Annotated in this window: 20 protein-coding genes; 16 read left to right on the top strand and 4 right to left on the bottom strand. The window is 75.0% G+C overall.

Annotated features, from left to right (window positions below; translation table 11 throughout):
• Positions 1-42: 42 nt before the first annotated feature.
• From F9B16_RS52955 to F9B16_RS29565, 4 genes are all read left to right on the top strand, one after another.
• The gene (locus F9B16_RS52955) at positions 43-282 is read left to right on the top strand and encodes a hypothetical protein (protein WP_225992044.1); all 240 of its coding nucleotides are present in this window, start codon (positions 43-45) and stop codon (positions 280-282) included.
• Positions 279-1,217 (top strand): DMT family transporter, encoded by a 939-nt coding sequence (locus F9B16_RS29575; protein ID WP_192809057.1) that lies wholly within the window; start codon positions 279-281, stop codon positions 1,215-1,217. The genes F9B16_RS52955 and F9B16_RS29575 overlap by 4 nt, the downstream gene beginning before the upstream one ends.
• An 86-nt stretch (positions 1,218-1,303) precedes the next feature.
• On the top strand, positions 1,304-2,440 hold the full coding sequence (locus tag F9B16_RS29570) for an FAD-dependent oxidoreductase (protein ID WP_151543494.1): 1,137 nt from the start codon (positions 1,304-1,306) through the stop codon (positions 2,438-2,440).
• Between the two features lie 38 nt (positions 2,441-2,478).
• The gene (locus F9B16_RS29565; protein ID WP_151543493.1) at positions 2,479-3,426 is read left to right on the top strand and encodes a TIGR03564 family F420-dependent LLM class oxidoreductase; all 948 of its coding nucleotides are present in this window, start codon (positions 2,479-2,481) and stop codon (positions 3,424-3,426) included.
• Between the two features lie 55 nt (positions 3,427-3,481).
• Here F9B16_RS29565 and F9B16_RS29560 read toward each other — a convergent pair whose 3' ends face one another.
• Complete coding sequence (locus tag F9B16_RS29560; RefSeq protein ID WP_151543492.1) at positions 3,482-4,867, bottom strand: FAD/NAD(P)-binding protein; 1,386 nt, start codon at positions 4,865-4,867, stop codon at positions 3,482-3,484.
• Positions 4,868-4,979: 112 nt separating this feature from the next.
• On the opposite strand from F9B16_RS29560, the gene F9B16_RS29555 reads away from it, so the two are divergent.
• The 8 genes from F9B16_RS29555 to F9B16_RS29525 all read left to right on the top strand — a co-directional run bounded on the left by F9B16_RS29555 (position 4,980) and on the right by F9B16_RS29525 (position 11,363).
• Positions 4,980-6,065, top strand: a complete 1,086-nt coding sequence (locus F9B16_RS29555) for a maleylacetate reductase (protein WP_225992043.1) — start codon at positions 4,980-4,982, stop codon at positions 6,063-6,065.
• The gene (locus tag F9B16_RS29550; RefSeq protein ID WP_151543491.1) at positions 6,062-6,970 is read left to right on the top strand and encodes a dioxygenase family protein; all 909 of its coding nucleotides are present in this window, start codon (positions 6,062-6,064) and stop codon (positions 6,968-6,970) included. Before F9B16_RS29555 ends, F9B16_RS29550 begins: the two co-directional genes overlap by 4 nt.
• A gap of 167 nt (positions 6,971-7,137) precedes the next feature.
• Positions 7,138-8,076, top strand: a complete 939-nt coding sequence (gene pfkB, locus F9B16_RS29545; protein WP_151543490.1) for a 1-phosphofructokinase — start codon at positions 7,138-7,140, stop codon at positions 8,074-8,076.
• Between the two features lie 36 nt (positions 8,077-8,112).
• Positions 8,113-9,291 (top strand): PTS mannitol transporter subunit IICB, encoded by a 1,179-nt coding sequence (gene mtlA, locus F9B16_RS29540; RefSeq protein ID WP_225992042.1) that lies wholly within the window; start codon positions 8,113-8,115, stop codon positions 9,289-9,291.
• A 6-nt stretch (positions 9,292-9,297) separates the two neighbouring features.
• Positions 9,298-9,597 carry a PTS lactose transporter subunit IIB gene (locus F9B16_RS52950; RefSeq protein WP_225992041.1) on the top strand — a complete coding sequence of 100 codons (300 nt, stop codon included), beginning with the start codon at positions 9,298-9,300 and terminating at the stop codon, positions 9,595-9,597.
• Entirely contained in the window at positions 9,590-10,036 is a 447-nt protein-coding gene (locus tag F9B16_RS29535) for a PTS sugar transporter subunit IIA (RefSeq protein ID WP_151543489.1), read from the top strand. The genes F9B16_RS52950 and F9B16_RS29535 overlap by 8 nt, the downstream gene beginning before the upstream one ends.
• Positions 10,033-11,067, top strand: a complete 1,035-nt coding sequence (locus F9B16_RS29530) for a zinc-dependent dehydrogenase (protein WP_151543488.1) — start codon at positions 10,033-10,035, stop codon at positions 11,065-11,067. Before F9B16_RS29535 ends, F9B16_RS29530 begins: the two co-directional genes overlap by 4 nt.
• An 11-nt stretch (positions 11,068-11,078) precedes the next feature.
• Complete coding sequence (locus F9B16_RS29525; protein WP_151543487.1) at positions 11,079-11,363, top strand: HPr family phosphocarrier protein; 285 nt, start codon at positions 11,079-11,081, stop codon at positions 11,361-11,363.
• Positions 11,364-11,412: 49 nt separating this feature from the next.
• Here the strand turns inward: F9B16_RS29525 and F9B16_RS29520 are convergent, their stop codons facing one another.
• Both F9B16_RS29520 and F9B16_RS29515 read right to left on the bottom strand, forming a co-directional pair.
• Entirely contained in the window at positions 11,413-12,174 is a 762-nt protein-coding gene (locus F9B16_RS29520) for a DeoR/GlpR family DNA-binding transcription regulator (RefSeq protein WP_151543486.1), read from the bottom strand.
• Positions 12,175-12,256: 82 nt separating this feature from the next.
• Positions 12,257-12,832 (bottom strand): TetR/AcrR family transcriptional regulator, encoded by a 576-nt coding sequence (locus F9B16_RS29515; RefSeq protein ID WP_151543485.1) that lies wholly within the window; start codon positions 12,830-12,832, stop codon positions 12,257-12,259.
• A 119-nt stretch (positions 12,833-12,951) separates the two neighbouring features.
• Here F9B16_RS29515 and F9B16_RS51315 point away from each other — a divergent pair, with 119 nt between their 5' ends.
• From F9B16_RS51315 to F9B16_RS54215, 4 genes are read left to right on the top strand one after another with little or no spacing between them, the layout of a single operon-like run.
• Positions 12,952-13,116 carry a hypothetical protein gene (locus tag F9B16_RS51315; protein WP_192809056.1) on the top strand — a complete coding sequence of 55 codons (165 nt, stop codon included), beginning with the start codon at positions 12,952-12,954 and terminating at the stop codon, positions 13,114-13,116.
• Positions 13,116-14,042: an ATP-binding cassette domain-containing protein gene (locus tag F9B16_RS29510; RefSeq protein WP_151543484.1), complete on the top strand. Its 927-nt coding sequence runs from the start codon at positions 13,116-13,118 to the stop codon at positions 14,040-14,042. Before F9B16_RS51315 ends, F9B16_RS29510 begins: the two co-directional genes overlap by 1 nt.
• 10 nt (positions 14,043-14,052) lie before the next feature.
• On the top strand, positions 14,053-14,850 hold the full coding sequence (locus F9B16_RS29505) for an ABC transporter permease (RefSeq protein ID WP_151543483.1): 798 nt from the start codon (positions 14,053-14,055) through the stop codon (positions 14,848-14,850).
• A 17-nt stretch (positions 14,851-14,867) separates the two neighbouring features.
• Positions 14,868-15,320, top strand: a complete 453-nt coding sequence (locus tag F9B16_RS54215) for a DUF2218 domain-containing protein (RefSeq protein ID WP_151543482.1) — start codon at positions 14,868-14,870, stop codon at positions 15,318-15,320.
• Here F9B16_RS54215 and F9B16_RS29495 read toward each other — a convergent pair.
• Complete coding sequence (locus F9B16_RS29495; protein ID WP_151543481.1) at positions 15,265-16,308, bottom strand: NlpC/P60 family protein; 1,044 nt, start codon at positions 16,306-16,308, stop codon at positions 15,265-15,267. The genes F9B16_RS54215 and F9B16_RS29495 overlap by 56 nt on opposite strands.
• Positions 16,309-16,393: the final 85 nt, after the last annotated feature.

Here is a 16,393-nt window from a genome sequence, read left to right as displayed (position 1 = left end):
CGCGGGTGCGGCCGGCGCGGTGGATGGGCGAGGATCGGGATCATGGGATTGTCGACGGCGTTCACGGACATGTTCGGCGTGGCGCGCCCGATCGCCCTCGCCGCGGGCACGGCCCTGATCGTTCAGGTGACGGACATGGAGGAGGCCCGCAGGGCGGTGGACCTGGGCGCGGACGTGATCGTGGCGCAGGGCACCGAGGCCGGGATGGCGTGCGGCCGATGCGGGAGCGGGCGGAACCCCGGCGCGGGGGCCGCCCTCGCCGAGTTCGGCCGGCCCGGATGAGCGCCGGGCCGGAGGCAGCTCCGCCGGAGTGCCGCGAACCGGTCGACGCGGCACCGCGGCGGACGGCGGGACGGCTGGCGGCGGCCGCCCTGCCGGTCGTGTTCGTGCCGATCTGGAGCAGCGGCTACCTCGCCGGGACGATCGGGGCGCGCAGCGGCGCGTCGCTCGCCCTCGTCGCCTGGCGGTTCCTCGTCGCGTTCGCCGTCCTCGGGGCGGTCTCCCTCGCCACCCGCGCACCGTGGCCGAAGGAGCGGCGGACGTACGCGCACCTGCTGGTCACGGGCGTGCTGCTGCAGACCGTGCAGCTCGGCGGGGTGTTCTTCGGGCTGGCGCACGGGGTCCCGGCGGGGCTGTCGTCGCTGATGCTGAGCGCCTGCCCGCTGATCGTCGCGGCGGTCGCGGTCCCGATGTTCGCCGAGCGGCTGACCGGACGGCAGTGGGCCGGCCTCGCGCTCGGGCTGGCGGGCGTCGTCGTCTGCGTCAGCGGGAACCTGTCCGGAGGGGCGCGGACCGCCGGGTACGCCTACACGGGTCTGGCCCTGGCCGGCCTCGCCGCGGGGACGCTCTACCAGAAGCGGTTCGGCGGCTCGGTGGACCTGCGGACGGGGACCACCGTGCAGCTCCTCGGCGCGGCGCTCACCACGTTCCCGCTGGCGATGGCGCACGGCGGGCTGCGCATCCCGCTGACCGGGCAGGCGCTCGGGTCGCTGGCGTGGCTGGCGGTCGTCAACTCGATCGGAGCGCTCGTGCTGCTGTTCGTCCTGCTGAGGCGCGGCACGGGCGGCGCGGCGACCAGCCTGCTGTACCTGGTGCCTCCGGTGACCGCCGTGCTCGCCGTCCCGATCCTCGGCCAGGCCCTCACCGCGAGCGTGGTCGCCGGCATGGCGGTCTCGGGGGCGGGCGTCCTGCTCGTGCTGGCCCACGCACCCCGGTAGGCGCCGCCGCGGAGCCCCTGGCATCGTGTTCTTGATCGGTCCCGTGGTCCGCGGGACGGTGCCCGCGCCGAGGGAGGAGACGCAGGTTGAGCACCTTCATCGTCGTCGGAGCCGGTCTCGCCGGCGCGGCGACCGCGTGGCAGCTGGCCCGGCGGGGGCACGAGGTGACCGTGCTGGAACGCTCCACTCCGGCGAACGGCGAGGGCAGCTCGCACGGATCCGCGCGCATCCTCCGCTACGCCTACCCCGACCCGTTCTACGCGCTGCTGGCCGTCGACGCGCGGCGCGAATGGGACGAGCTGGAACGCCTCGCGGGCGAGCGGCTCGTCAGCCCGGCGGGGGCGCTGGACTTCGGCCCCTGGCGGGCCCCGGCGGAACTGGCGGCCGTGTTCGAGGAGGTCGGCGTCGAGCACGAGCTGCTGACTGCCGGCGAGGCTGCCGCGCGCTGGCCGCAGTTCGACTTCGGCGGCGGGGAGGTGCTGTGGCATCCGGACGCCGGGGTGATCGACGCGGAGTCCGCGGTGGCGGCGATGCTGCGGCTGGCGCGGGCCGACGGCGCCCGGATCGAGACCGGATGGCCGGTCGCCTCGGTCGAGCGCGTGCGCGCCGGCCTCCGGGCGGTCGGCTCGGACGGGCGGGCTGAGGAGGCCGAGAAGGTCGTCGTCACCGCCGGCGGCTGGCTCCCCGGCCTGCTCGGCGGCCTCGGCCTGCCGGCGGCGTTCCTGTCCGCGCTCCCGACGCTGCAGGTGATGCAGGAGAACGTCTACCACTTCCCCTACCGCGCCGGCTCGGACGGACCGTGGCCGACGTTCATCCACGGGATGCCCGACATGCTGGTCTACGGCCTGCCGGGCGGGCGCGACGCCGCCCTCCCCGGCGGCCGGTCCGGGCTGAAGGTGGCCGAGTACAACGGCGGCCGGCCGATCTTCAGCGCGGCGGCGCGGGACGGCGTGATCGACCCCGCCAACCGGGAGCGGATCGCGGAGTACGTCCGCCGGACCCTGCCCGGGCTCGTCCCCGAGCCGTACGCCGAGACGACCTGCCTGTTCACCAACACCCCGACCGAGGACTTCGTCATCGACGGCGTCGGCGGGATCACCGTCGCGTCGCCCTGCTCGGGGCACGGCGCCAAGTTCGCGCCGCTGCTCGGCCGGATCATCGCCGACGCGGCGACCGGCGAGCGCGCCGCCCCAGCGCGATTCCAAGTACTTCGACGGGAATAGTTGGGAATAGGAAGGCCCCGGCCCGGGTTGCCGCCCGCATGAGCATCGGAGTAGCGCTGCATCCAGGCCAGACCGGAAACGCCGTCGACGGTGTGGTCGCGGAGGCGAAACGCGCCGAAGCCGCGGGGCTGGCCTCCGTCTGGCTCGGGCAGCGGTTCGACTACGACGCGATCGGGCTCGCGGGGCTGGTGGGCCGCGAGGCGCCCGGCCTGACCGTGGGGACGTCGGCCGTGCCGATCTTCGGGCGGCACCCGATCCTGGTCGCGAGCCAGGCGCAGACCGCGCAGGCCGCGACGCACGGCCGGTTCCAGCTGGGGCTCGCACTGGGTGCCAGGAGTTTCGTCGAGCCGGTGTTCGGCGTCCCGTACGACCGGCCCGTCACGCGGCTGGCGGAGTTCCTCACCGTGCTGCGGTCCCTGACCGAGACCGGCACCGCGGACTTCCACGGCGAGACGCTGACCGCCGCGCCGCCGATGCCCGCCGCCGTGCCGGGCGCGGAGCCCGCCGTTCCGCTCCTGGTCGCCGCGATGGGGCCGCGCGCCCTGCGCGTCACCGGCGAGCTGGGCGACGGGACGCTGCCGTTCCTGGCGGGCCCGCGGGCGCTCGGCGAGCACATCGTCCCGGCCATCACCGCGGCCGCCGCGAGCGCCGGGCGCCCGGCTCCCCGCGTCATCGCCCTGCTCCCCGGGGTGGTGACCGGCGACGTCGAGGCGGCGCGGGAGGCGGCCGCCCAGCAGTTCGCGTTCTACGACCGGATCCCCTCCTACCAGCGGGTCGTCGCGCTGGAGGGCGCGGCCAAGGCCGCGGAGCTGCTCGTCGCGGGCGACGAGGAGGCCGTCGCGGCCGGAGTCCGGCGCTACTTCGACGCCGGCGCGACGGAGGTCGTCCTCACCCAGACGGGCCTCACGGGCCCGGCCGACCAGGCCAGGACGTGGCGCGTTCTGGGCGACCTGGCGGGCGCCTCGGCTTCCGCCGCCGCCGGATGAGAGCGCTCATCGAGGGCGTGCGGCGACAACGGTCGCCCGAGGCCCAGGACGGTCCTCACGGGACCCGTTCGACCTGGCGGCGGCCGAGCGCCGCGAGGCGGTCGGCGAGGGCGGCGGCCTGGGCGCGGATCTCGGGGACGGCCGTGGTCTCGTAGCGGACGCCGCGCAGGGGCGGCCCGAGGGCGAACAGGTCGCCGTGGGGCCGCCCCGCCGCGTCGCGGACGGCGCCGCCGGGGTCCGCGTCCAGCCCGAGGCCGAGCGGCCCGGGACGGGCGATGCCCGCGGCGACGAGGCCGGACAGCAGCGTGTCGGTTCCGGGGGCGCCCGCGGGCCCGGTGCCGTTGACGAGCCAGCCGACCGCCAGCTCCGAGGCCCCGTGGTCGGTCCCGATGCGCACGGCGAGCCGGTCCTCCGCGCCGGCCCGGACGTCATCGACGCGGCCGCGGTGAACGCGCAGGCGGCCCTCGGCGCGCAGCGCCTCGATCCGGGCGGCGGAGACCGGCGGGATCCGGTGCCGGTGTACCTCCCAGTGCCGGGCGACCAGGTCGAGGAAGCGCCGCCGGTCGGCGTCGGACAGGGCGCCCCACAGGGCGGGGACGTGCGGCCGGACGGCGTCGACGAAGCCGTGCCATTCCCCGCCGTTGCTACGGACGGCGAGCCTCGCCCAGCGCAGCAGCTCGCGCAGGCTCGCAGGCTCGGCGGGCAGGACGAGGTCGGCTTCGGGCGGGCGCGGCGGCGGATGGTGCGGCCGGGGCAGCAGCCCGTGCCGGGACACGGCGTGGACGACGCGGTCCGGATGCGTGCGGCTCAGGCTGATGGCCAGGTCGACCATGGTCAGTCCGGTGCCGACGATCAGGACGGGCGCATCGTCGTCGATGGCGTCGAGGGCGCCGCGCCGCCACGGGTCCGCGATGTAGCGGGGCGGGGGCGGTTCCCAGGGCAGGCGCCCCGGCTGCTGGTTGCCGACGGCGAGCACGACCGCGTCGGCCCGGTGGGACGTGCCGTCGGCGAGGCGGAGCGTCCAGCCTCCAGCGGGCTCCGCCGCGAGGGAGAGGACGGTGCCGGTCAGCTCGGTCAGGTGCCTGGGCCGTCCCCGCGCCGAGGTGTCGAGGAGGTCCCGCAGGTAGCGGCCGTACAGCGGGCGCGGGAGGAAGTCCTCGCCGGACGCCTCGATGCCCTGCGCGCGCGTCCAGTCCAGGAGGTGGCCGGGCTCGCCCTCGACGCCGCTCATGTTCGCCGCGCGGGCGTTCAGCAGGTGGTGCGGGTCGTCGGTGGAGTACGCCTGGCCGCGCCCGTGCAGCCCCCACCGGTCGATGAGGAGGAGGCGCGGCACCGGGCCGGCGCGGCGCAGGAGGTGCGCGGCCACCAGCGTCGCGCTCGCGCCGCCGCCGGCCACGGCGACCAGGGGCTCGTCTCCGCTGCCAGCGGCGTGGTCGGCCATGCCCCCGAGAGTAGCTGATATTTCCTACAAGAATTATGCAATTTGCTCGCCGGCGGCACCGTCTCGATCTCCGGGTAGGACCCAGGTGACGCCCATTGGAGACGATCGGCACATGACGACGCCACCTGGTTCCGACGAGCGGATGCGCTTCACGCACCGCACCCTTTCGCAGCGGGTCCGGTTCGCCTCGGGCGACGCCGCCGCCGCGCTCGCCGAGGAGGTCACCGCCCTCGGCGCGTCCCGCGTGATGGTGATCGCGGCGGCGGGCAAGGCGGAGGTCGCGCGGCGGGTCGCGGACGGCCTGCCGGTCGCGCACTGGCACCACGAGACCGCCATGCACGTGCCGCTGCCGGTCGCCGAACGCGCCCGCGCCGCCGCCCGCGAGCACCGGGCCGACGCGCTCGCCTGCGTCGGCGGCGGGTCCACCACCGGGCTCGCCAAGGCGGTCGCGCTCACGACCGGGCTGCCGATCGTGGCGGTGCCGACGACGTACGCGGGCTCCGAGGCCACCGACGTCTGGGGCCTCACCGACAACGGCCGCAAGACCACCGGCGCCGACGACCGCGTCCTCCCCCGCGCGATCGTCTACGACGCCACGCTCACGCTCACGCTTCCCGCGGACCTCAGCGCCGCGTCCGGGCTCAACGCGCTGGCGCACTGCGTGGACGCGATGTGGGGCCCGCGCGCCGACCCGATCGACCGGGCACTGGCCGGCGAGGGCATCCGGGCGCTGCGGACCGGCCTGCCCCAGGTGGCGGACGACCCCGCCGGGCTCCCCGGGCGCGAACTCGCCCTCTACGGCGCCTACCTGGCCGCGGTCGCGTTCGCGTCCGCCGGGTCCGGGCTGCACCACAAGATCTGCCACGTGCTGGGCGGCATGTTCGACCTGCCGCACGCGCGGACCCACGCGGTCGTCCTGCCGCACGTGCTCGCCTTCAACGCGCCGGCCGCCCCGGACGCCGAGGCGCGGATCGCCGCCGCCTTCGGCACCGGGACCGCGATCGCCGGGCTCGACCTGCTGCGCGTCCGGCTGCACGCCCCGACCGCCCTGCGCGACCTGGGCATGCCCGAGGACGGGATCGCGGCCGCGGTCCGGGCCGTCCTCGGCGCCGTCCCCGCGAACAACCCCCGTCCCGTCACCGCCGACGACCTGACCGCCCTGCTGCGCGCCGCTTGGGAAGGAACCGAGCCCCGATGACCCAGGACCGCACGACGCCCGACGCCGCCGCCGCCGCGGAGCAGGACCGGCGCGAGGAGGAACTCCTCGCCCGGGTGCTGCGCTCGTTCGACGGCTGCGCCGACCCCCGGCTCAAGGAACTGATGCGCGCGCTCGTCCGGCACCTGCACGCCTTCCTGCGCGAGGTCCGGCTCACCGAGGACGAATGGTGGAAAGCGATCGGGTTCCTCACCCGGACCGGGCATACCACCGACGACCGGCGGCAGGAGTTCGTCCTGCTCTCCGACACGCTCGGCGCCTCGATGCAGACGATCACGATCAACAACCGGGCCTACCGGGACGCCACCGAGGCGACCGTGTTCGGGCCGTTCTTCGTCGACGGCGCGCCGCGCGTCGAACTCGGCGGCGACATCGGCGGCGGCGCGCCCGGCGAGCCGTGCTGGGTGGAGGGAACGGTGCGGGACGCGAGCGGCGCCCCCATCCCGGATGCCCGCATCGACGTGTGGGAAGCGGACGCCGACGGCTTCTACGACGTCCAGTACGACGACGGCCGCACCGCGGGCCGGGCGCACCTGTTCACCGGCCCGGACGGGGAGTACCGGTTCTGGGCCGTCACGCCGACGCCGTACCCCATCCCGGACGACGGGCCGGTCGGCGCGATGCTCGCCGCCGTCGGCCGCTCCCCCATGCGCGCCTCGCACCTGCACTTCAAGGTGACCGCCGCCGGCCACCGCACCCTGGTCACCCACATCTTCGTGCGCGGCGACGACCTGCTGGACGCCGACAGCGTCTTCGGCGTCCGGGAGTCGCTGGTCAAGGACTTCGAACGGATGCCGGCGGGCACGCCGACCCCCGACGGCCGGGCGGTCGGCGGCACGTGGTCGAGGACCCGATTCGACATCGTCCTGGCCCCCGCCGGCGCGTGACCGGCGCGCCGCCTCCTCGTCCGGACCCACGGTCACGCCCGTCGCTTTCCGCCCGTCTGCGCCCGATCCCTTGACGTTCCCACAGATCTAGGCGTAAACAAATGGAAACGGACGCGAAACGGCGGTGAACCAACAGTGAGCTGCGAACGGCGCCGAGGCGGTGGGCGATGATCGTCACGCTGACGCTGAACCCGAGCCTGGACCGCACGATCGACGTCGACCGGCTCGTCACGGGCACGATGACGCGGGCGCGGTCCGCGCGCATCGACCCCGGCGGCAAGGGCGTGAACGTGTCCCGCGCGCTGCTGGCCAACCGGGTGCCGACGGTCGCGGTCGTCACCTCCGGCGGCGCGGACGGCGAGCAGCTCGTCCGGCTGCTGGAGGGCGACGGCATCGCCGTCCACGCCGTCCCGGTGGCGGGGCGGACCCGCTCGAACGTGACGATCGTGGAGCCCGACGGCGTCGTCACCAAGCTCAACGAGCCGGGCGAGCCGCTGTCGCGCGCCGAGCTGGACGCGGTCGCCGGCGTCGTGCTCGACGAGGCCGAGGGCGCGAGCTGGGCGGTGACCTGCGGCAGCCTGCCACCGGGGGTGCCCGACGACATCTACGCCCGGCTGTGCGCGTTCTTCACCTCCGCCGGGGTGCGGGTCGCCGTCGACGCCAGCGGCCCGGCGCTGCTCGCCGCCGTCGGCGCGGGCCCGCACCTGGTCAAGCCGAACCGGGAGGAGCTCGCCGAGGCCGTCGGCCGGCCGGTCGCCAGCGTCGGCGACGCGGTCGAGGCTGCCCGGGAGCTGCGCGAGCGCGGTGCGGGGACCGTGCTCGCCAGCCTGGGCGCCGACGGCGCCGTCCTCGTCGGCGAGGACGGCGTCACGATCGGCACGGCGCCCGTCGCCGAGCCGCGGAGCACGGTGGGCGCGGGCGACGCGCTGCTCGCCGGGTTCCTCGCGGCGGGCGCGGACGGCGCCCCGGCGCTGGCCGAAGGGCTGGCCTGGGGAGCCGCCGCGGTGCGCCTGCCGGCCAGCCGGATGCCGGGCCCGGACGACATCCGGCGCGACATCGTCCGCATCGACACCCGGCCGGACCTCGGCCGTTCGCTCATCGCCTGATCCTCACGCAGACCCCCGAACCCTGAGGAGGCCGAGATGGCCGCTGCGTACACACCAGCCGTCAGCGGAAGCGGGCTGAAAGCCGGAGTCCAGCGCCTGGGCGGCCATCTGGCCGGGATGGTGATGCCCAACATCGGCGCGTTCATCGCGTGGGGGCTGGTCACCGCGCTGTTCATCCCGACCGGCTGGCTCCCGAACAAGCACTTCGGGGAGCTGGTCGACCCGACCATCACCTACCTGCTGCCGATCCTCATCGGCTACACCGGCGGCCGGATGGTGCACGGCCAGCGCGGCGCGGTCGTCGGCGCGGTCGCCACGATGGGCGTCGTGGTGGGCTCCAAGATCCCCATGTTCCTCGGCGCGATGATCGTCGGGCCGTTCGCCGCCTACCTGCTCAAGAAGGTGGACGGCTACATCCAGGAGCGGACCCGCACCGGGTTCGAGATGCTGGTCGACAACTTCACCGCCGGCATCGTCGGCGGCGCGGTGGCCGTGTTCGGCGTCTGGGGCGTCGGCCCGATCGTCCGGCAGGTGACCAAGGGCGCCGGCAACGGCGTCGAGTGGCTGATCCACCACCACCTGCTGCCGCTGGCGTCGGTGCTGATCGAACCGGCGAAGGTGCTGTTCCTCAACAACGCGGTGAACCACGGCGTGCTCGCCCCGCTGGGCTTCGCGGAGGCCGCGAAGGACGGCCGGTCGATCCTGTTCATGCTCGAGTCGAACCCGGGCCCGGGGCTGGGCGTCCTGCTGGCGTACCTGCTGTTCGGCCCGCGGTCGCTGCGGCCGAGCGTGCCCGCCGCGATCATCATCCACTTCCTCGGCGGCATCCACGAGATCTACTTCCCCTACATCCTGATGAAGCCGCGGCTCATCCTCGCGGCCATCGCCGGCGGCGCGGCGGGCATCGCCACCTTCATGGCCACCGACGCGGGACTGGTCGCGGCGCCCTCGCCCGGCAGCATCTTCGCCTACGTCGCCGAGACGCCCAAGCACGGCTGGATCGGCGTCTACCTGGGCATCCTCATCGCCGCGGCCGTCTCGTTCGCGGTCGGCGCGGCGCTGCTCGGGTTCGGGAGGTTCGCCGAGAAGAAGCCGGACGAGACCACCGCGGAGGCGCCCGGCGGCACCTCCGAAGCCGCCGCGGAGGACCCGGCCGGGGCCGCCGGCGCCCCGGCCGCCCGAGAGACCGCCAGCCCCTCACCCCAGGAGGCGTGACCCCAGATGGACGGCAAGGACATCCGCAAGATCGTCGTGGCGTGCGACGCCGGCATGGGCAGCAGCGTCATGCTCGCGAGCAGCCTCCGCAAGGAGCTGCGGAAGGCCGGCGTCACCGTCGAGCACACCCCGGTGAACTCCATCCCCGGCGACGCCGACATCGTCGTCTGCCACGCGGGCCTCGGCGCCCGCGCCAGGAACAGCGCACCGGACAAGCCGGTCATCACCTTCCAGGTGTTCCTCGGCGACCCGGCGGTGGCCCGCCTGGTGAAGGCCGTCAAGGACGGCGGCGAGATCGGTGCCTGACCTGCTGGCCCGCTCCGCCGTCCGGCTCGACGCGGCCGCGGCCGACCGGGACGACGCCGTCCGCCAGTGCGGGCGGGCGCTCGTCGCGGCCGGCGCGGCCGAGCCCGGCTACGTCGACGCGATGCTCGCCCGTGAGCGGACGGTGTCCACGTACGTGGGCGAGGGCGTCGCGATCCCGCACGGCACCCTCGCCGGGAAGGAGCTGGTGCACCACGACGCGCTGTGCGTCCTGCGCTTCCCCGGCGGGGTGGACTGGAACGGCGAGCGGGTCGCGCTGTGCGTCGGCATCGCCGCCCGCGGCGACGGCCATGTGCGGATCCTGGCCGAGCTCGCGCAGATCCTGCTCGACCCCGGCCGCGCGCGGAGGCTGCGCGAGACCGCCGACGCCGACGAAGTGATCCGGCTGCTGCGGCCGGACGGAGAGGAGATCGCCCCGTGAAGGTCGCCCGTTTCCACGCCCCCGGCGACATCCGCGCCGAGGACGCGCCCGAACCGGAGCCCGGCCCCGGCGACGTCAAGATCAGGGTCCGCAACTGCTCGACCTGCGGCACCGACGTCAAGATCTTCAGGTTCGGGCACCACCACATCCGGCCGCCGCGCGTCATGGGGCACGAGATCGCCGGCGAGGTCGTCGCGGCCGGCGCGGACGCGGCCGGCTGGGCGCCGGGCGACCGGGTCCAGGTGATCGCCGCCATCCCGTGCGGGCGGTGCGAGGAGTGCCGCCGCGGCCGCCTCACCGTGTGCCCGAACCAGGAGTCGATGGGGTACCACTACGACGGCGGGTTCGCCGAGTACACCGTCGTGCCCGCCAAGGTGCTCGCCGTCGACGGCCTCAACCGGATCCCGGACGGGGTCGGGTTCGCCGAGGCGTCCGTCGCCGAACCGCTCGCCTGCGTGCTGAACGGCCAGGAGCTCGCCCGGGTCGGGGACGGCGACGACGTGGTGGTGATCGGCGCGGGCCCGATCGGCTGCCTGCACGTCCGGCTGGCCCGTGCCCGCGGCGCCGCGCGCGTGTTCCTCGCCGACATCAACCCGGAGCGGCTGGAGATGTCGGCCGGCCGGGTGCGCCCCGACGCCGCGATCACCGGCCCGGACCTGGTCGAGCAGGTGCTGAAGCTGACCGACGGGCGCGGCGCCGACGTGGTCGTCACCGCCGCCGCGTCGGGCGCAGCCCAGGAGCAGGCGCTGCGGATGGCCGCCCGGCAGGGCCGGATCAGCTTCTTCGGCGGCCTGCCGAAGGACGACCCGGTCATCGCCTGCGACTCCAACCTGGTCCACTACCGGGAGCTGACGCTCGTGGGCGCCAACGGGTCCAGCCCCGCGCACAACGCCCGCGCCCTGGAGCTGATCGCGACCGGCGCGGTGCCCGTCGCCGACCTGATCACCGACCGGCTGCCGCTGGACGGCGTCCTCGACGCCATCGGCACCGTCGCGCGCGGCGCCGCGATCAAGGTCACCATCGAACCCTGACAGGAGCCGGCATGCCCCAGCGAACCGTGACCATCGCCTCCCGCACCGGGCTGCACGCGCGGCCCGCGAACCTGTTCGTCCAGGCCGCCGCGGCGCAGGACGTCCCCGTCCGGATCCGGGCCGGGGACCGCTCCGCGCCCGCCAACAGCATCCTCGCCGTGCTCGCCCTCGGCGCCGCGCACGGCGCCGAGGTCACGTTGGAGGCCGACGACGGGCCCGGCGCCGACGCGGCGCTGGACGCGCTCGCCGCCCTGCTCGCCCGCGACCTCGACGCGGAGGAGCCGGCCGGCGCCTGAGCCGCTTCGTGCCCGCGTCCCGGGTCCGGCGACCGCGGGGCGCGGGCCGTCAGACCCGGACGACCTCGGGGCCGGCCGCGGCGAGCTCCGCGGCCAGCCCCGCGTCCAGCCCGGTGTCGGTGATCAGCACGCTGATGTCGCTCAGGTCGGCGAACCGGGCCAGGTAGTCGTTGCCGATCTTGGTGTGGTCGGTGAGCACCACGCTGCGCCGGGACGCCCGGATCATCGCCGACTTCATCGCGGCCTCGGCCGGGTCGGGCGTCGTCAGCCCCGCCTCGACCGAGCAGCCGTTGGTGGCCATGAACGCCACGTCGACGCGCAGCCGGTCGAGCGGGCGCATCGCCCAGTCGTCGACCGTCGCCAGCGTCCGCCCCCGCACCCGGCCGCCGAGCATGATCACGCTGAGGTTCGACCGGGTCGCGAGCACCGTGGCCAGCGGCGGGGAGTTGACGATGACGGTCAGCTCGCGGTCGCTCGGCAGCACCTGGACGAGCCGCCCGGTCGTGGTCCCCGCGTCGATGACGACGGACCCGTCGGCGGGGAGCTCGGCGAGGGCGGCCTTCGCGATGCGCTCCTTCTCCGCCGTCATCACCGCGTCGCGGGCGGCGAGCGCCGGCTCGAAGCCGAGCCGCTCGACGGGGATCGCGCCGCCGTGCACGCGGCGCAGCGTCCCCGAGCGCTCCAGCGCCGTCAGGTCGCGGCGGATCGTCTCCATCGTGACGCCGAAGTCCTCGGCGAGGGTCATGACGTCCACCCGCCCGGCCTCGCGCGTGCGGCGGAGGATCTCCTGCTGCCGTTCCTCGGCGTACATGTCGGGCTACCACCGAATCCCACGTTGTTTTCTCTGTGCATAGCCCCGGATATGTGGTGCCGTCAAACCCCGGGGCGGGTGTTCAGCAGTCCGCTTGCAGGCCGGTCAGTGTCGTGCGGACGAGGCGGTGGACCGCCGCCTCCTCGTGAAGGGCACCGGCCGCGGCCAAAGCGTGCAGGCAGTAGGCGGCGAGCTCGCCGGCGGGCACGTCCTGCCGGACGGCCCCGGCGGCGGCCGCATCGGCGATCAGTTCCCGGACGAACGCGTGGAGCCGCCGATGGGCCGCGGCGACGTGCTCGCCGCGGTGCAGCTCGACGGCGGCTTCGGTGTCGTGGGCCGCGCGGTGGGACACCATCGCCGCGTACCCGGCCAGCACCGCCTCCAGCCGCCGTCCCGCTCCTTCGGTCCGGTCGCGGATCTCGTACAGCCGCTCCAGGTGGGCATCGATCTGGCGCTCGTGCCACGCGCGCAGGATCGCGTCGACGTCCGGGAAGTACTTGTAGAGCGTGGCGCGTCCGATGCCGGAGTCCTTGGCGATCCGCGACATGGTCACGCCGGTCGGCCCGTGCGCGGCGACGAGCGCGGCGGCGGCGTCGAGGATCGCCTCGCGCACCGCGTCGCGGTGCGCCGCGACCGTCTCGCTCCAGAGCTTCGGCATGCCGCGATCATACAGCGCGTCGCTGATGGAGACATCTGTCTTGACATAGACACTGTGTATCGCAAAAACTGGGGCCGGTCGCGCCCGACCGGGGCCGCGCCGTCGAAAGGGAGCCGCTCATGTCCGATCTGCCTTCGCACCCCGACACCGGCCGGCAGGACGAGCCGGCGATCGGCGGCGGCTCCCGGCGCGGCCGGCTGGTCGCGGTCGCCGCCGCCGTCGCCGTGGTCGTCCTGGTCGTCGTCCTGCACCTGACCGGCGTGATCAGCATGGGCGGGCACTGATGATCGAGGCCCGCGGGCTGGTCAAGCGGTACGGCCGCGTCACGGCGGTGGACGGCCTGTCCTTCACGGCCCCGCCCGGATCGGTGACCGGGTTCCTCGGCCCGAACGGGGCGGGGAAGTCGACGACGATGCGGATGGTCCTCGGCCTCGACGCGCCCACCGCGGGCACCGTCACGGTCAACGGCCGCCCCTACACCGGCCACCGCCGCCCGCTCCGCGAGGTCGGGGCCCTCCTGGACGCCGAAGCGGTGGCCGGCGGACGCCGGGCCGCCGACCACCTCACGTGGCTGGCGCTGAGCAACGGCATCCCGCGCACGCGCGTCGGCGAGGTGCTCGACCAGGTCGGGCTCGCATCGGCGGCGCGGCGCCGCGTGGGCGGGTTCTCGCTCGGCATGGCGCAGCGGCTCGGCATCGCCGCCGCGCTGCTCGGCGACCCGCCGGTCCTCATGTTCGACGAGCCCGTCAACGGCCTCGACCCCGACGGCGTCGCCTGGATCCGGACGCTGCTGAGGTCGCTGGCCGGCGAGGGACGCACCGTGTTCCTGTCCAGCCACCTGATGAGCGAGATGGCGCTGACCGCCGACCGGCTCGTCGTCATCGGCCGCGGCCGGCTCATCACCGAGACCACCGTCGCCGGCCTGCTCGCCGGGGGCGGCGGCGACCACGTCCGGGTCCGCGCCGCGGAACCGGACGAGCTGGCGGAGCTGCTCGCCGCGCGCGGCGCCACCGTCGGCCGGGAGCCGGACGGCGCGCTCCGCGTCACCGGCGCCACCGCCGGCGAGATCGGCGACCTCGCCCGCGCCCGGGGGCTCGGGCTGCTGGAGCTGGCACCTCAGCGGAAGTCGCTCGAGGAGCGCTACATGGAGCTGACCCGCGGCACCGCCGACTACCGGTCCGCTCCGTCACCCGAACCCGCCGCGAGCTGAAGGACCCGCCATGACAGCCATCACCGCCCCCGCCCGGGGCGATTTCACCGACGTGGTGCGCGCCGAGTGGCACAAGCTGCGCACCGTCCGCTCCACCGCCTGGGTCGTCCTCATCGCGTTCGCGTCCAACATCGGCTTCGCCGTGCTCACCGCGGCGGTCCTCGCGCCCCGGCTGGACGCAGGCGAACGCGGCCGCGTCGACGTCGTCCAGCTGGCCCTGGCCGGGCTGCACCTGTCACAGATCGCGTTCGGGGTGCTCGGCGCGCTGGTCATCACCGGCGAGCACGGCAGCGGCATGATCCGCACGACGTTCGCCGCCGTCCCGCGCCGCGGCGCCGTCCTGGCCGCGAAGGCGCTGGTGCTCGCCGGGGTGACGCTGGTCGCGTCCACCGCGTCCGCGTTCGCCGCGTACCTGGCCTTCCGGGCGGCGCTGCCCGCGCACACGCTGACCGGGACGGCGCTGTCGGATCCCGGCGTCGCCCGCGCCGTGGCCGGCGGCGGCCTCTACCTCACCGCGCTCGCCCTGCTCGGCTTCGGCCTCGGCGCCGCCCTGCGGTCGTCCGCCGGCGCCATCGCGTCGCTGTTCGGGCTGCTGTTCGTCCCGCCGCTGCTGCTCGACCTGCTCCCGCGGTCCTGGAAGGACACCGCCGGGCCCTACATCCCGATGCAGGCGGGCGACCAGATCTACATCGCCTCGCACCGCGAGGCCGTGGCGCTCGGTCCCTGGACGGGGTTCGGCGTCTTCTGCTGCTACGCGGCCGTCGCCCTCCTGGCCGGCCGTCTCGTCACCGACCGCCGCGACGCCTGAGCCGGAGGGACGCTGTCATGTACGCATCGCGCGCCGACGTTCCGACCGATCGCGCCGTCCGATATCTCGCGCAGCTCTGCAAGCACACCCATCAAGTGAACGAACTGGGCCCCGGTCACGCGAACCGGAGCGGCCACGGCGGCGACGGAGCCGGGGTCCGTCTCCAGCACGTCGAATGGTCGGACGCCGAGGGCGTCATCGAGTTCGCGGACGGACGCTGCACACTGCGCGCGACGAGCACGGCCCTCCTTCTGAACGCCGAGGCCGACAGCCCCGAACGGCTCCGGCGGATCGAGTCCGCCATCGCTCTCCGTCTCGAAGGAATCGGCCGCCGCGACCGGCTGGCCGTCGTCTGGGAGCCGGCCGGCACCGGCCCGGCGACCGGCCGGGACGCGGGCCCAAGCGGCGAGGCGGTCAGGCGACCCGCACTCCCCCGGCGAACGGGCGTCCCGCGATCGGAGCGATCTTGACGACGTCGCCGGTCTGCGGGGCGTGGACCATCTTGCCGCCGCCGATGTACATGCCCATGTGGTGCAGGTCGCTGTAGAAGAAGACCAGGTCACCGGGCTTGAGCTGGCTCTGGCTCACATGGGTTCCGGCGCTGTACTGGCTGCCGGTGTAGTGCCCGAGGCCGATGCCGACCTGAGCGTAGGCGTAAAGGGTGAGGCCGGAGCAGTCGAAGCCCTTGATGCCCGCGCCCTGGGCGGTGCCGTAGCTCGGGCCGGACGCGGTGCCGCCTCCCCAGGAGTACGGCACGCCGAGCTGGCTCAGCGCGGCCCGCACCGCCCCCATCGCCTTGGCCGACGCACCGCCGGAGCCGATGCTAGGGATGGACCCCGGCCGCGAACCGGCGCTGGAGTACGTCCCCAGCTGGCGCTCGACCTTCTTGAGTTTGGCCTGGAGCTCCTGGCGCTTCTTCTTCGCCTCGCCAGTCAGCCGGCGTACCTGGCCCGCGCGCGCTTCGGCGGCTTTGCGCGCGCGCTCAGCGCCCTGCATGGTCTGCAGCAGCTGGACGACGCGCGTGTTGTCCTGGCCGGCGAAGTAGTTGAGCGCCGCCGACCGGTCCAGGACGGCCTGCGGGTCGCCGGCCGAGGCGAAGCTGATCGCCGGGTCGACCGGGCCGTTCTTGTAGGCGTCGGCGGCGACCTTCGCCAGCCGGTCGCGCGCCTCGGCCAGCGCCTTCTTCTGCCGGTCGGCACTGGTCCGGGCGACCGAAGCGGCCTTCTGCGCCTGCCGCAGCCGCTCCCGCAGCCCGTTGTACTGCTCGCTGAGCTTCTCGGCCTCGTCGGCGAGCTCCTTCTGCCGCGCCGTCAGCTCCTTGTGCGACGGCTTCGGCTTCGCCTCGGCGGTCGCCGGCGCCAGGAGCCCGGCGGAGAGCACCACGGAGACCGTCCAGGCGGTGCCCGTGGTGATCCGGCGGTGGGCCGGCGCCGTGGTGCCGGCGGCTCGTCGCTGCATGCGCTGTCCTCTCCAGTACCGCCTGCCGGGACGGCGTCCGCGGGATCGGGCGGGGCCGCCGGCCGTCCCCGGCGGGGACGCGTCG

This window comes from Actinomadura montaniterrae (assembly GCF_008923365.1).
Classification (GTDB): domain Bacteria; phylum Actinomycetota; class Actinomycetes; order Streptosporangiales; family Streptosporangiaceae; genus Spirillospora; species Spirillospora montaniterrae.
Note: the sequence above shows the minus strand (reverse complement) of the source record. Positions and strands in the feature narration are given on the sequence as shown.